Consider the following 14,043-nt stretch of genomic DNA (forward strand, 5'->3'; position numbering starts at 1 on the left):
GAGGTTTTTTCATTTTGCGTACGCCCTACTTATAATAGTAGGAATGGAGAAACAGCAAATAAGGGAATGCAGCACATGGATGCCATTCCCTTTTAAACGAAGCTGTATGAGGTTAGGTTAATACCGGCTTCTCCTTCGAACGGTGAACCGGTCGACCACATAGCCGATGACAGCCCAAGATAAAATCGTCAGCGTATACAGAATCACCGGGTTGACGTTGTTGGTGCCCCAGATCGGGTAAAACCATGCCGGTACGCTCAGGCAATAGAACAAAATATAGATCGGTTCGATTTCATGCCCGAAATAATGAACGAGACTTAGTGCTGCGCCTATGGCGGCGCACAGTGCAGTTATAGGGTATCGCATCGCGGTATGCTCCTTTTGGATGAAATGAGGGTTGGTCTCCCTCCGCACGTGGGTACCCAGATAGGCATCGGCGGAGAGAGGGTAATGAATCACGAATAAGGCTAGTACTTACGCTTCCACTTCCGGTTATGATTGGAGGTTTCCGGGAATTTGTCGCCTTTTTTCAAGTTGATGATTTTGGGATTGTTAATTCCCATGTGAAAGGCATTTTCCCCGATCTCCATATATTCGCCGTCGTTGGGAGCGGTGTCTCCAGGACTAAACTGGCTCCATTCGCCCATATCAGGTCACCTCCTGTACGAAAGTGTAATGCTAGTTTTTCCATGCGCGGCAAAATCCATGAGCCATAATATTTACCATGCGCCGACAGGAACGTGAGGTATATCGACAAGAAATTAGTCATTTCGAAAATAAACTTGTCATTGGTCTTCGATTTTGCTATAGTATTATGGTGCGAGTTTTGAAACGATAGTGAAATTCTCGCTCCTTGCTCCCTATTTGAGGGGGCCGTTAGTCCAAAAGGAGGTGAAACCATGCGCAAATATGAAGTAATGTACATCATTCGTCCGGACATTGAACAAGATGTTGTTCAAGCTACGATTGAGAAGTTCCAAGGCATCATCAACAACGGTGGAGAAATTACTAAGCACGATGTAATGGGTAAACGCCGTCTTGCGTATGAGATCAACAAGTTCCGCGATGGCCACTATGTGTTAGTTCATTTCAACGCTAACAACGAGGTTATTTCCGAGCTTGACCGCGTGATGAAGATTTCCGACGAAATCATTCGTTACATGATCGTTAAAGACGTAGCGTAGGACAAGGCATACGTGCCGTAATTGACATGCTGGGAGGGTAATAGGTTGCTAAATCGTGTGATTCTGATTGGAAGGCTGACTCGTGACCCTGAATTGCGTTATACCCCGTCAGGCGTTGCCGTGACGACATTTACGCTTGCTGTGGATCGTCCTTTTACGAACCAGCAGAAAGAGCGTGAAGCGGACTTTATCAATATTGTGACATGGCGTCAGCTTGCTGAAACCTGTGCCAATTATTTGCGTAAAGGCCGTTTGGCTGCTGTAGAAGGCCGGATACAAGTGCGTAACTACGATAATAACGAAGGCCGGCGCGTTTATGTGACGGAAGTTATTGCGGATAATGTTCGTTTCTTGGAATCTGCTAACAGCGGCGGCGGGAACCGTGAAGAAGGAATGAGTGGCGGCGGTTATGGTGGCCCGGGACCGCAAGGTCAAGGTCAACAAGGTCAAAGTCAACAGCGTTACGGCGGAGCGCGCGACAATCAAGATCCGTTCCAGGATGACGGAAGACCGATTGATATTTCCGATGATGATTTGCCATTCTAACGTAGAAAGGACTGAATACGATGGGCTTTCAAAGAAGAGACAACGGCGGCGAAGAGCGCGGTGAGCGTAAATTCGGCGGTCGTGGTGGTAAAAAAGGCGGCAAGCGCCGTAAAGTGTGTTACTTTACTGTAAACAAAATCAAACACATTGACTATAAAGACATCGAAACGCTCAAGAAGTTTATCTCGGAGCGCGGCAAGATTCTTCCTCGCCGTGTAACAGGAACTTCCGCTAAGTACCAACGTATGCTGACGATTGCGATCAAACGCTCCCGTCAAGTAGCGTTGTTGCCTTACACAACTGAGTAGTAGATGGACGGAAGAAGACAGTCGGGATACCGGCTGTCTTTTTTTATTGGGTGGGTGGAGTTATTTTTACCGGGTGGAGGGACTAACTGGGAAAGGTGAACCTGTCGAGCACATCTGGTAAAATAAAAGGGATCTGCAAAGAGGCGTTGTATATCTTCGGCTCCCATCATAGTGTATTATGAAGAAGGCAGCGCCATGGAAGTTAAGAAGGAGAAAGGGTGGCTTAGGTGAATATCGCGTTTTTTCTACTGCCTAAAGATGACGTCATTTATTTATCCCCTCATTCAACGATGCGTCAGGCATTGGAGCGTATGGAATACCACCGCTACTCGGCGGTGCCGTTAATCGATGACAACGGCAAATACGCCGGTACGATAACCGAGGGCGACCTGTTATGGAAGCTGAAGCATTCGCCTGAGATCGGGTTCGAGAATACTCATAAAGTACAGCTGAAGGACGTTCCGCAGCATATGCATATTAAGCCGGTCCGGATCGATCAGCAGATGCAGGATCTAATTACGCTGGCTACCAATCAGAATTACGTTCCCGTTATCGACGATAATGAGGTATTCATAGGCATTATCCGCCGAAGAGAGATCATCGATTATTGCTTCAAGCTTTGGCAGGCAGAACAAAAGGTTTGAAATTGTGGTATAATTAACTAAGTGTCGGTTATAGAGAAAGGCGGCTTGTCCAATGGATCGGGATATGGATTTGGCAAAGCGGGCCAAGATCATTGAATGGCTGAAAACAGAGCTCGTCGATCAAATGGCACATTTGTTAAAAGGCATATGGGAAGGAAGCCATCATAAAATTATAGACGGTTTAGCAAGCCTTGTTGCCTGCTGCTATATTCTTGGAAGGCGTCTCGGCATCTCCCTGCGCAGTTTAGACGAAGCGGTTTTGGAGAAAATGAAGAAGCATAGGCAAGATGGGCACCAATTGGAAGAATGGTACGGCGATATTTCCGCTTTGGAAGAACATTTGCGTAAGAGGTGAAGGTGTTGGGGAAGAGTTCCGTACGAATGCTAGGCTGGAGTGCAGCGACAATCTTACTGCTGCTTTCGGTTATTACGCCGCTTAGTATTATTACATTCAGTTTATTGATGATTCCGGTCGTCGTTCAGTTCGTAAAGCTGGATACGAAGCGGTTTCTGCTCCATTACGGCGTGAGCCTGGCCATAGTGTACGTGCTGACCTCCTTGTTTTTGGTAGGATGGGTGGGCGTGCTGCTCGTGTCGATGTCGCTGTTCTTTTTGCCTCCAGTCATCCAGATGGGCAATCTGTATAAGAAACGGGCCGCAGCCCGTACGGTACTGACGGCCGGAACGGTGACTTTGCTGGCCGAGATGCTGTTAAGCCTTGTAGTCAGTTATATGTTCGGATTTAATATTATCGATAAAATCAAGCAGTTTATGACGGAGAGCATCAACACGCTGCCGGATCAGCTGAAAGGCATGGTAGCGCTGGACCAGGATGTTCTTGTCCAGCTGATGAGCCAAATGCTGCCGCTGTACATGATAGGGATTTCCTTATTCCTCATCGTCATCACGCATTGGCTGTCGAGAAAAATATTGAACCGTTCCGGAGAATCGATTCCTGCATTCAAGCCGATTCGCGAATGGATGCTGCCGCGGTCGTTCGTATGGTATTATATGATCGCTTTGTTTATGGAATTTTTCGTTAAAGATACGAATTCGATGCTGTTCACCATATTGATTAACCTGCTGCCGCTGCTGACAGCTGCTTTTGCAATACAAGCACTAGCGTTTTTGTTTTTCGTGGTTCATACGAATCGTTGGAATCGGGCGCTGCCTATCGGCGGCATCGTGCTGCTGTTCATTTTCCCTCCGGCCTACTTCATCTTCAGTATGCTAGGCGTGTTTGACGTAGCCTTTCCGATCCGTGAACGAATGACGCGAAAATAATGATGGATTAGGAGCGAGTGGAATGCCAAAGTTCCTGCTAAAGCGATGGCACGGCTTGCATATCGTATGGATATTTGTTTTATTGACGGTCTTGATATTCATTCTTATGGTATATCAATGGCTGATCAGTGTGATCGCCTTGTTTTTGTGCGGCATTTTGGCTTACTTCACTTTGAAGGCGGAGCAGGCGTTCCGCAAGGATTTGAACGATTATGTAGGAACGCTATCCCATCGGATCAAGCGAGCCGGCAATGAAGTCATCCATGAGCTACCGATCGGGATATTGCTGTATAACGAGGAGAAGATCATTGAGTGGCACAACCCGTTCGTCGCCAAGATGGTGTCGAAGGAATCGCTGATAGGCGAATCGCTGGTGGAATTGTTTCCGGCGCTCAAGGCGCGCAAGGAAAAGGATTTGAAGCTCGAGATCGCCATCGGCAAAAGTATGTACCTGGTTCAAATCAAGCCGGACGAGCGGCTGTTGTATTTTACCGACATTACGGCGCACCGTACCTTGACGGCACGGTATGAGGAAGAGCGCATCGCAATGGGGATCGTCATGATGGACAATCTAGAAGAAGCGACGCAGGGGATGGATGATCAGACCCGGAGCATCATGCTCGCGCGGGTGACCGGCGAGATTACGGAGTGGGCGCAAAAGAACAACGTCTACTTGCGGCGCACGGCATCAGACCGGTTCCTCATTCTGATGAACACAAAAGGCCTGAAATCGCTCGAGCAATCCCGGTTTGAAATATTGGACGAGGTTCGCGACCTGACGATCGAGAACAAGCTTCCGCTGACCTTGAGCATCGGGATCGCTGCCGGCATCGACTCGCTGACGGAGCTCGGACAGCTGGTGCAGACGAGCTTGGATATGGCGTTAGGACGCGGCGGCGACCAGGCGGCCGTCAAGGTCGGCGAGCGGCTGTCGTTCTACGGCGGACGCTCTAACGCTATCGAGAAGCGTACAAGAGTCCGGGCACGGGTTATCTCTCATGCCCTCCGCGATTTGATCAAGGAATGCGACAAAGTCATCATCATGGGTCACCGGTACCCGGATATGGATGCAATTGGCGCTGCGATCGGGGTGCTCAAGGCGGTCCATGTGAGCAATAAAGAAGGCTATATTGTGCTGGAAGGAATCAATCCTTCCATTCAAAAGCTGATGGATACAATATATGAAGACGAGAAGCTGAACCGGTGGTTCATTACCCCCGAGCAGGCGATGCAAATTACGAATCAGCGGACGCTCGCTGTCGTGGTGGATACGCACAAGGCTTCCATGGTTGCCGAGCCGAAGCTGCTGCAGCTGACGCAGCGCAAATTCGTCGTCGATCATCACCGCCGCGGAGAAGAATTCATTCAAGACGCGACGCTGGTGTACATGGAGCCTTACGCTTCCTCCACCTGTGAGCTCGTAACGGAGCTGCTGCAGTATTTCAACGACCGGTTGACGATGGGCGTGCTGGAAGCGACGGCGCTGCTTGCCGGGATTGTCGTGGACACGAAAAGCTTCAGTCTGCGTACCGGCGCCAGGACGTTCGAGGCGGCCTCTTTCTTAAGACGCAACGGAGCGGACTCGTCGCTGATCCAGAGGCTGTTGAAGGAGGATCTGGACGCATATATTCAGCGGTCCGAGGTCATCAAGAATGCGGTCATCATCCATGACCATATCGCAATAGCCGTCACGGAGCCTAACCGGAAATATTCGCAGTTGCTCATCGCGCAAGTTGCTGATACATTGTTAACTATGACAGGGGTAATGGCATCTTTTGTCATTGGCGAGCGGCCGGACGGTTTGATCGGGATCAGCGCCAGGTCGCTGGGACAAATGAACGTTCAGGTGGTTATGGAACGGATGGGCGGCGGCGGTCATCTGACCAATGCTGCGACTCAGCTGGAGAGCACGGTAGCTGAAGCCGAGCAGAAGCTGAAACAAATACTAGATGAGATTGAAGCAGAGGAGGGGCTTTTCGAATGAAAGTCATTTTGCTGAAGGATGTTAAAGGTCAAGGTAAAAAAGGGGAAGTCAAAAACGTTTCCGAGGGCTACGCGAACAATTTCTTGTTCCCGCAGCAGCTGGCTGCACCGGCTAACGAATCGTCGATGAAAGTGCTGGAAACCCAGAAGAAGGCGGAACAGCGGAAGAAGGATCAAGAGAAAGCCGACGCCGTTGAGCTTGGCAAAAAGCTGGAGGCGCTGACGGTTCAGCTGAAAGCGAAGTCCGGAAAAGACGGACGCTTGTTCGGCGCCATTACGAGCAAGCAAGTAGCGGAAGAGCTGGAGAAGCAGCAAAAGATCAAGCTGGACAAGCGGAAAATCATGATGGAGGATTCCATCCGTACGCTGGGAGTTACCGAGGTTGCCGTGAAGCTGCATCCGGAAGTCTCCTCGAAGCTGAAGGTCCATGTAACCGAAGAATAATCCGGGCTGGATGAATATACTTATAGCTGCTGCGCTCCTTGCAATTGTATGATAGACAAGAGAGCGTTGCGGCAACCACCGAGGCTTTCCTATAAGGAAAGCCTTCCTACTGTTCACCGTTGGATACAATAGAGAGCCGGGACGGCCGGGATAGGGCTCGGCCCATGTTTTCACAAACCCATGACGGGGTCATTTCCTAAAGAGGAGGATACGACTTGAACGCTGAAGGTATGTTTATGGATCGGATCCCTCCGCAAAACCTGGAAGCCGAGCAGGCCGTGCTCGGCGCTATTTTGCTTGACAGCGATTCGCTTGTCACCGCGATGGAACGTATTTCGAGCGATGATTTTTATCGCACATCGCACCAGCGTATTTTCGAATCCATGATCGAGCTGGCGGAGGAGAATGAGCCGATTGACCTGATCACGCTGACCGCGCGACTGCAAAACAAGCAGGAGCTGGAGGAAATCGGCGGGATCAAGTATTTGTCGGAGCTGGCGAACGCGGTGCCGACAGCGGCCAATATCGACTACTACGCGCAAATCGTAGAAGAGAAGTCGATGCTGCGGCGGTTGATCCGCGCCGCAACGAACATCGTCACCGACGGCTACGCCGCGGCGGATGATGTGGGCGATCTATTGAGCGATGCGGAGAAGCGCATTCTCGAAATATCGCAGCGCCGCTCGAGCACCGGCTTCGTAGCCATCCGCGACGTGCTGATGGAGGTGTTCGATAAGGTTGAATACCTTTATAACAATAAAGGAGGAACAACCGGAGTCAAATCGGGGTTCCACGATTTGGATAAGATGACGTCCGGCTTTCAGCGCTCGGACTTGATCATTGTAGCCGCCCGTCCTTCCGTAGGTAAGACGGCCTTCGCATTGAACATCGCACAGAACGTTGGGGTGCGCGAGAAGGAGACCGTCGCCATCTTCAGTCTGGAGATGGGCGCCGCGCAGCTGGTGCAGCGTATGATCTGCGCCGAAGCCAACGTCGACGCCGGACGCATGCGGACAGGCTTCCTGGAGGGCGACGATTGGGAGAAGCTGACGATGGCTATCGGAGCTTTGTCCGAAGCGAACATTTATATCGACGACTCGCCTTCGGTAACGGTCGCCGATATTCGCGCCAAGTGCCGGCGGTTGAAGCAGGAGAGGGGACTCGGCATGATTTTGATCGACTACCTTCAGCTGATTCACGGACGGGGCAAAGGAGATAACCGGCAGCAGGAAGTATCCGAGATTTCGCGTACGCTGAAGCAAATCGCCCGTGAGCTCGATGTTCCGGTCATCGCACTGTCGCAGCTGAGCCGGGGCGTAGAGCAGCGTCAAGACAAGCGGCCGATGATGTCCGACTTGCGGGAATCCGGTTCAATCGAGCAGGATGCCGATATCGTCGCGTTTTTGTACCGGGACGATTATTACGACAAGGAATCGGAGAAGAAGAACATCATCGAGATCATTATCGCCAAGCAGCGGAACGGTCCGGTAGGCACGGTCGAGCTTGCTTTTTTGAAAAACTTCAACAAGTTTGTCAGTCTCGACCGGACGCATCAAGATATGGCTGCCGGGTAATTCTAATGTTGCACGGGGAACAAAATCGGCTGCAGTCATGCATCAATGCAGCATTTTGGCGTCGCATTTTCAAATATGAAATATATCCGAACAATGGTACAGAGGCCTGCACTATTGTTCGTTTTTATTGACTTTACCGCGTTGTACTGATAAAATATTCATGGTGCTTTTAGGCCTTTTGGCTAATTATAGGTGAATCTCACCTAATGGGGGTTATGTGCATGTCAACGGTTGTGGTTGTCGGAACCCAATGGGGCGATGAAGGAAAAGGAAAGATTACGGATTTCCTGGCTGAATCCGCTGAAGTGGTGGCACGTTATCAAGGCGGTAACAATGCCGGCCATACGATTTTGATTGATGACAAGAAATATAAGCTGACGATGATTCCTTCGGGTATTTTTTACAAAGATAAAGTATGTGTGATCGGCAACGGGATGGTTATTAATCCGGGCGCGTTGCTGGATGAAATTCAATATATTCATGAGAACGGCTTTACTACGGATAACCTGAAAATCAGCGATCGCGCGCATGTTATCATGCCGTATCATCTGGTGCTGGACGGTCTTGAAGAAGAGCGCAAAGGCGACAACAAAATCGGTACGACCCGCAAAGGGATCGGCCCTTGCTATATGGATAAAGCGGCGAGAAACGGCATTCGTATCGCCGACCTGATGGACGCGAAAGAATTCGAGCGTAAGGTTCGCCATCTGGTTGCCGAGAAGAACGTGCTGATCGAGCAAGTATACGGTTCGAAAGGCTTGGATGCCGACGCTATCATTAATGAATACTTGGGCTATGCAGAGCGTATCCGTCAATATGTGACCGATACTTCCGTTGTGTTGAACGATTTGATCGACGATGGCAAGAAGGTGCTGTTCGAAGGCGCACAAGGCGTTATGCTGGATATCGACCAAGGTACATATCCGTATGTTACTTCGTCCAACCCTTCGGCTGGCGGCGTATGTATCGGTTCCGGCGTAGGACCGACCAAAATCCGTCAAATCATCGGCGTAGCCAAGTCGTACACTACCCGTGTCGGCGACGGTCCGTTCCCTACCGAGCTTCATAATGAAACCGGGAACTGGATTCGCGAGAAGGGTCACGAGTACGGTACAGTAACCGGCAGACCTCGTCGTGTAGGCTGGTTCGACAGCGTTGTTGTCCGTCATGCGCGTCGCGTAAGCGGCATTACCGGCTTGTCCTTGAACTCTCTGGACGTTCTGGCGGGCCTCGAAACGGTCAAAATTTGTACCGCTTATAAATACCGCGGCGAAGTGATCGAGCATTACCCTGCAAGCCTGAACATGCTGGCAGAGTGCGAAGCGGTGTATGAGGAGCTTCCAGGCTGGAGCGAGGACATCACCGGCGTTCGTAAGCTGGAGGATTTGCCGGCTAATGCAAGACGCTACGTTGAGCGCGTATCCGAGCTGACAGGCATCCCAATCGCTATTTTCTCGGTTGGCCGTAATCGTGAGCAAACGAACCTGGTAAGACCGATCTATTAATTGTACCGTCTTCAATACGGTACGAATATCAACCTCCTGAGGCTGTATGTTGAGCTTCGGGAGGTTTTTTTACGTGGAAAACGTCTGAAAGTTCAATTCGCCTCATAGACAATGACTATGGACAGAAAGTAAAATGAACTGTGAAAAAAGTTCCGTTCCCATCCATCCGGGCAAGACCGAAAGCGTTCCGTTCAGCGGAATACCCGGCACCCTAGTCTGTATTTACGTATGGAGGCGTCTATGCTTAATTTGGACATAAGTAAGCCTGATGAGCTGGCAAAGGTAGCGCACGCCTTGGCTTCCGAGGTCAGAATCCACATTCTTCATCTGCTGAACACCCGCAACATGAACATTATGGAGATAGCTGAATCGCTGCATATTCCGGTATCGACCGCGGCATCCCATATTCGGATTCTAGAGAAGGCGGGGCTGGTCTTGACCGAGCTGCAGCCCGGCATCCGCGGTGTCATGAAGGTGTGCAGCCGAAGCTTTCATGATGTGCATATTAACCTGAATCCGGGGACGTTCGTACAGAACGGCATTCACGCTTACGAGATCGATATGCCTGTCGGGCAGTTTGTCGACTGTGAGGTGTATCCAACGTGCGGCATGGCCAATTCCACGCAGATGATCATTCCCGAGGACAGTCCCTCGAGCTTTTTCCATCCGAACCGGGCGACGGCGCAGCTAATATGGTTTCGGAAAGGCTACGTGGAGTACAAGTTTCCGCTGGGCACCGCCTACAAACCGGGCGTGGAATCGGTACAGTTCAGCCTGGAGCTCTGCTCGGAGGCGCCAAGCTACGATAACGACTGGCCGTCCGATATTACGGTATGGGTCAATGACATGGAAATTGGAACGTGGACGTGTCCGGGAGATTTCGGGGGGCGGAAGGGACGGCTGAACCCGGCCTGGTGGTCTGACCATAACACGCAGTTCGGTGTGGTGAAGACGTGGAAAATCGATAAATCCAAATCGTCTATCGACGATGTGCCTATCTCGAATGTCAACGTCACCGATCTTAAGCTGGCGCAGAGCGACTTCGTCACGTTCAAGATCGGGGTCAAATCGAATGCGGTCCATAAGGGCGGCATTAACTTGTTTGGCAAAGAATTCGGAGACTTCGAGCATGATATTAAGATGAAGGTCACCTATCAGGAATCATAGAATCATAGATGGACAACCATCGGGAGACTGCCGGCGCTGCTTGCGTGGGGAGTCTCTTTTTTTGTGTCTGCAAAAGAAGCCATGAGCCGCGGACTGTCCTTTATTACAAAAAAACGGTAATAAATCACGATATAGTGAACGAAAGTAAGCGCAGGACAAGCCTGTATCCCCGAAAGCACTACGAATGTTCCCCAAAAAGAAATGACCATCGATAGCATTCTTGGATCTACCGTTACATAAATATTGTAATGAAACAAGGATGTCGTTTCGTTATCGTTCGGAACACTATGATGAAGGGGAGTGTAATCTATGAAGAAAGGGCTTTCATTACTACTATCGCTGGTTCTTGTTCTTGGGCTGCTTGCAGCCTGCACATCCGGCGGGACCAAGGCAGGGGAAGGGGGCGACAAGCCGCCTGCCTCGAACGGCAAGGTAGAGCTTGTGTTCTGGTCTCTATTCAGCGGCGGAGACGGAGATTTCATGCAGCAGATGATCGATTCGTTCAACAAGGACAATCCGAATATCCAGGTGAAAAACGTGATGCTGGAATGGGGGGAATATTACACCAAGCTGATCACCGGGGTTTCGTCCGGCAACGGCCCGGATATTGGCGTTTCCCATACGTCCAAACTTCCGGAGCTGATCAAGCAAGGCGTTGTAACGGAGCTGGATGCGCCGGCTAAACTATCGAATCTGGACTGGAGCTCTTTTAATCAGAACATTATGAATGCGACCATGCTGAACGGCAAGCACTACGCGGTCCCTATCGATACCCATCCCTTCATCTTTTTCTATAACAAAGCGCTGCTGAAGCAGGCAGGCCTGCTCGACGATAAGGGCAAACCGATCATGACCCAGTCGGCGCAAGGCTTCGTGGATTTCGCCGTGAAGCTGAAGTCGAGCCTCCAAAGCAACCAGATGGCTTTCGCCTTCCCGAGCAAAGGTGACGATCCGTATCGTCTCTGGTGGGCGCTATATACACAGCTCGGCGGCAAGGATGTCATAGCCGACGATTTGAAAACCCCTTCGATCGATATGGCCAAGGCGGTTCAAGCGGCCAACTACATTAAAGATTTGTACCACAAGCAGCAGGTCATTCCGCTGAATCTGGAAAACTTCACGAAATCGTTCCAGGCGGGCAATGCCGGATTCTTCATGTCGGGGGTATGGAACACCGGCACGATGGAGCAGACGAACGGCTTGGATTTCGGCGTCATGCCGATCCCGAAATTTTTTGACAAGCAAGCGACCTGGGGCGATTCCCATACGCTCATCCTTCCGATTCAGAAGAAAGAGGATCAGGCAAAGCAAAAAGCAGCCATCACCTTCATGAACTATATTGCCGACCACGGCCAAATATGGGCCAAAGCGGGACATATCCCGGCGAAGTCCAAAATCGTCGACGATCCGGAATTCAAGAAGCTTCCTTACCGAAGCGATTACGTAGCCGTTGCCGACACCGTCAGCTTCAACAAGCCTTCGGCCTATAACTGGGCGGTCAAAACCGTCGTCATCCGCAACCTGGATACGATCTGGAACAACAGCGTTCCGACGGAAGACGCCTTTAAGAAAATGATTGAGGAAATGAAAACAGTCATCAAGTAAAAACGCCTGATGAATCTTACGTCCGGAAGCTCGGAGCGGGCGAAGGATGCCCCTCCGGGCTTATAAGGATCCAGTGAGAGAGGTGCGCAATGAAAAGCAAGAAACGGATAGGGAACCTGAAGGCGGTTCCGTTCCTTCTGCCTTTTTTTATCGTCTATGTTCTGTTCACGATCTATCCGATGCTGAAGGGCTTGCAAATGAGCCTGTATCATTGGACGCTGATAAAGAAAATGGACTATGTGGGATTGGCCAACTATGCCGCCATGCTCAAGGACCCGCAATTTTGGGAAGCGCTGAAGAACACGACGCTGTTCGTCCTGCTGTCGACTCCGGGGATGATCGTGCTGGCGCTCGTGCTGGCATTGCTTGCGAATATGAAAACGAGGTTCCGTACGTTTTTGCGGGGGAGCTACTTTTTGCCGGGCATCCTGTCGGTCTCCGTCATTTCCTTCCTGGCGATCTTCATGCTCCAGCCGTATACGGGCTTTATCAATTCGCTGCTGCATCTTCTAGGGAGTACGGCGGAACCGTTCTGGCTGGCCGACAAAACTCTCGCATGGGTATCCATTGTAGGCGTGACGCTGTGGTGGACGGTCGGGTTCAATATGGTGCTGTACCTTGCCTCTCTGCAGGATATTCCCGACTATTTGTACGAAGCGGGGAAAATCGACGGCGCCACGGACGGGCAGCTGTTCTGGCACGTGACATTACCTCTGCTGGGGCCGATCACGCGGGTCATCCTGCTGCTGCAAATCATCGCCTCCTACAAGGTGTTCTCGCAAATCTGGCTCATTACAAGAGGAGGGCCCGGCACCAAGACGAGGCCCATCATCCAATACATATATGAGACCGGCTTTAAAAATAACGATTTGGGCTACGCAGCCACGATGTCGTACGCATTGTTTGTGATTTTGCTCGTGCTTGCCTTTGTTCAGCTCAAGGTAAAGCCTAAGGAGGAGGTCTAGGTGAAGTCTGTCACGCTGCTGCATCGGATCCAGCTGGTTATCGCCATCATTATCGCAGTATGTTTCCTGATACCGGTGGTCTGGATGCTGTTCGTCTCTATCAAGACCGAAGGCTCGCCGATCAAAACGCTGGTCGACTGGTTTTTGCCGCCGTATACGTTCGACAATTACTCCAAGGTGCTAAGCAAAACGTCGATGCTCCGGTGGATGGGCAACAGCCTGTTTATCGCATTGGTCAAGACGGTGCTGACCGTGCTGTTCACTTCTCTGGCTGCCTTCGCCATTTCGAAAATTCAATTTCACTATAAACAGGCGATCTTCCTGTTCTTTGTCGCCGGCCTGATGATTCCCGGAGAAGCGACGATCATTCCGCTCTATGCCGTGGTAAAGGATATGGAGCTGCTGGATAGCTATCTGGGTATTATTTTGCCGGGGATTGCTGCGCCTCTTGGGGTTGTCATTTTAAAAAGCTTCTTCGACGGTGTGCCGAGAGAACTGGTCGAGAGCGCGGAAATCGACGGCTGCGGCTCGTTCAAAACGTACAGCACGATCGTGCTTCCGCTGGCCAAGCCGGCCATCGCATCCCTTTCCATCTTCACCTTCATCGGATCGTGGAACAATTTCCTGTGGCCGTACTTGTCCATTACTTCCGAGGAGCTGTATACGGTGCCTGTCGGCATCCCTACGCTGCTCGCGAACTATACGGTCGACTACGTGACTCCTATGACTGTGAATGCTATCGCATCGATACCGGTCATTATTGCGTTCATGCTGTTTGAAAAACAAATCGTCAAGGGCATCAGCTTCAGCGGAATTAAAGGATAAGAGGAGGAG

Annotated in this window: 16 protein-coding genes; 14 read left to right on the top strand and 2 right to left on the bottom strand. The window is 50.8% G+C overall.

The genetic code is table 11. The features are described from left to right. Positions 1-117: 117 nt before the first annotated feature. On the bottom strand, positions 118-366 hold the full coding sequence (locus DVH26_RS00095; RefSeq protein ID WP_239630579.1) for a hypothetical protein: 249 nt from the start codon (positions 364-366) through the stop codon (positions 118-120). Positions 367-467: 101 nt separating this feature from the next. Then, positions 468-647: a YjzC family protein gene (locus tag DVH26_RS00100; RefSeq protein ID WP_239630580.1), complete on the bottom strand. Its 180-nt coding sequence runs from the start codon at positions 645-647 to the stop codon at positions 468-470. Between the two features lie 252 nt (positions 648-899). Between DVH26_RS00100 and rpsF the strand changes: the two genes are divergently transcribed. The 14 genes from rpsF to DVH26_RS00170 all read left to right on the top strand — a co-directional run bounded on the left by rpsF (position 900) and on the right by DVH26_RS00170 (position 14,034). Continuing rightward, positions 900-1,184 carry a 30S ribosomal protein S6 gene (gene rpsF / locus DVH26_RS00105; protein WP_239630581.1) on the top strand — a complete coding sequence of 95 codons (285 nt, stop codon included), beginning with the start codon at positions 900-902 and terminating at the stop codon, positions 1,182-1,184. Between the two features lie 45 nt (positions 1,185-1,229). Beyond that, positions 1,230-1,730 carry a single-stranded DNA-binding protein gene (gene ssb / locus DVH26_RS00110; RefSeq protein WP_239630582.1) on the top strand — a complete coding sequence of 167 codons (501 nt, stop codon included), beginning with the start codon at positions 1,230-1,232 and terminating at the stop codon, positions 1,728-1,730. Between the two features lie 20 nt (positions 1,731-1,750). After that, positions 1,751-2,038, top strand: coding sequence for a 30S ribosomal protein S18 (gene rpsR / locus DVH26_RS00115; RefSeq protein ID WP_239630583.1), 288 nt, complete (start codon positions 1,751-1,753; stop codon positions 2,036-2,038). Between the two features lie 227 nt (positions 2,039-2,265). Further along, positions 2,266-2,682 (top strand): CBS domain-containing protein, encoded by a 417-nt coding sequence (locus DVH26_RS00120; protein WP_239630584.1) that lies wholly within the window; start codon positions 2,266-2,268, stop codon positions 2,680-2,682. A gap of 52 nt (positions 2,683-2,734) precedes the next feature. Then, on the top strand, positions 2,735-3,037 hold the full coding sequence (locus DVH26_RS00125; RefSeq protein ID WP_239630585.1) for a MazG-like family protein: 303 nt from the start codon (positions 2,735-2,737) through the stop codon (positions 3,035-3,037). A gap of 5 nt (positions 3,038-3,042) precedes the next feature. Then, entirely contained in the window at positions 3,043-3,966 is a 924-nt protein-coding gene (locus DVH26_RS00130) for a DUF2232 domain-containing protein (RefSeq protein ID WP_239630586.1), read from the top strand. A gap of 22 nt (positions 3,967-3,988) precedes the next feature. Further along, positions 3,989-5,950: a DHH family phosphoesterase gene (locus DVH26_RS00135; protein WP_239630587.1), complete on the top strand. Its 1,962-nt coding sequence runs from the start codon at positions 3,989-3,991 to the stop codon at positions 5,948-5,950. Beyond that, complete coding sequence (gene rplI, locus DVH26_RS00140) at positions 5,947-6,393, top strand: 50S ribosomal protein L9 (protein ID WP_239630588.1); 447 nt, start codon at positions 5,947-5,949, stop codon at positions 6,391-6,393. The genes DVH26_RS00135 and rplI overlap by 4 nt, the downstream gene beginning before the upstream one ends. Before the next feature lie 230 nt (positions 6,394-6,623). Next, on the top strand, positions 6,624-7,967 hold the full coding sequence (dnaB, locus tag DVH26_RS00145; protein ID WP_379459438.1) for a replicative DNA helicase: 1,344 nt from the start codon (positions 6,624-6,626) through the stop codon (positions 7,965-7,967). A gap of 221 nt (positions 7,968-8,188) precedes the next feature. Next, positions 8,189-9,472: an adenylosuccinate synthase gene (locus DVH26_RS00150; protein WP_239630590.1), complete on the top strand. Its 1,284-nt coding sequence runs from the start codon at positions 8,189-8,191 to the stop codon at positions 9,470-9,472. Between the two features lie 240 nt (positions 9,473-9,712). Then, positions 9,713-10,639 carry an ArsR/SmtB family transcription factor gene (locus tag DVH26_RS00155; protein ID WP_239630591.1) on the top strand — a complete coding sequence of 309 codons (927 nt, stop codon included), beginning with the start codon at positions 9,713-9,715 and terminating at the stop codon, positions 10,637-10,639. Between the two features lie 309 nt (positions 10,640-10,948). Further along, positions 10,949-12,244 carry an ABC transporter substrate-binding protein gene (locus DVH26_RS00160; RefSeq protein ID WP_239630592.1) on the top strand — a complete coding sequence of 432 codons (1,296 nt, stop codon included), beginning with the start codon at positions 10,949-10,951 and terminating at the stop codon, positions 12,242-12,244. An 89-nt stretch (positions 12,245-12,333) separates the two neighbouring features. Continuing rightward, on the top strand, positions 12,334-13,209 hold the full coding sequence (locus tag DVH26_RS00165) for a carbohydrate ABC transporter permease (protein ID WP_239630593.1): 876 nt from the start codon (positions 12,334-12,336) through the stop codon (positions 13,207-13,209). Then, entirely contained in the window at positions 13,210-14,034 is an 825-nt protein-coding gene (locus DVH26_RS00170) for a carbohydrate ABC transporter permease (RefSeq protein WP_239630594.1), read from the top strand. Positions 14,035-14,043: the final 9 nt, after the last annotated feature.

The sequence above is a fragment of the Paenibacillus sp. H1-7 genome (genome assembly GCF_022354825.1).
GTDB lineage: Bacteria > Bacillota > Bacilli > Paenibacillales > NBRC-103111 > Paenibacillus_S.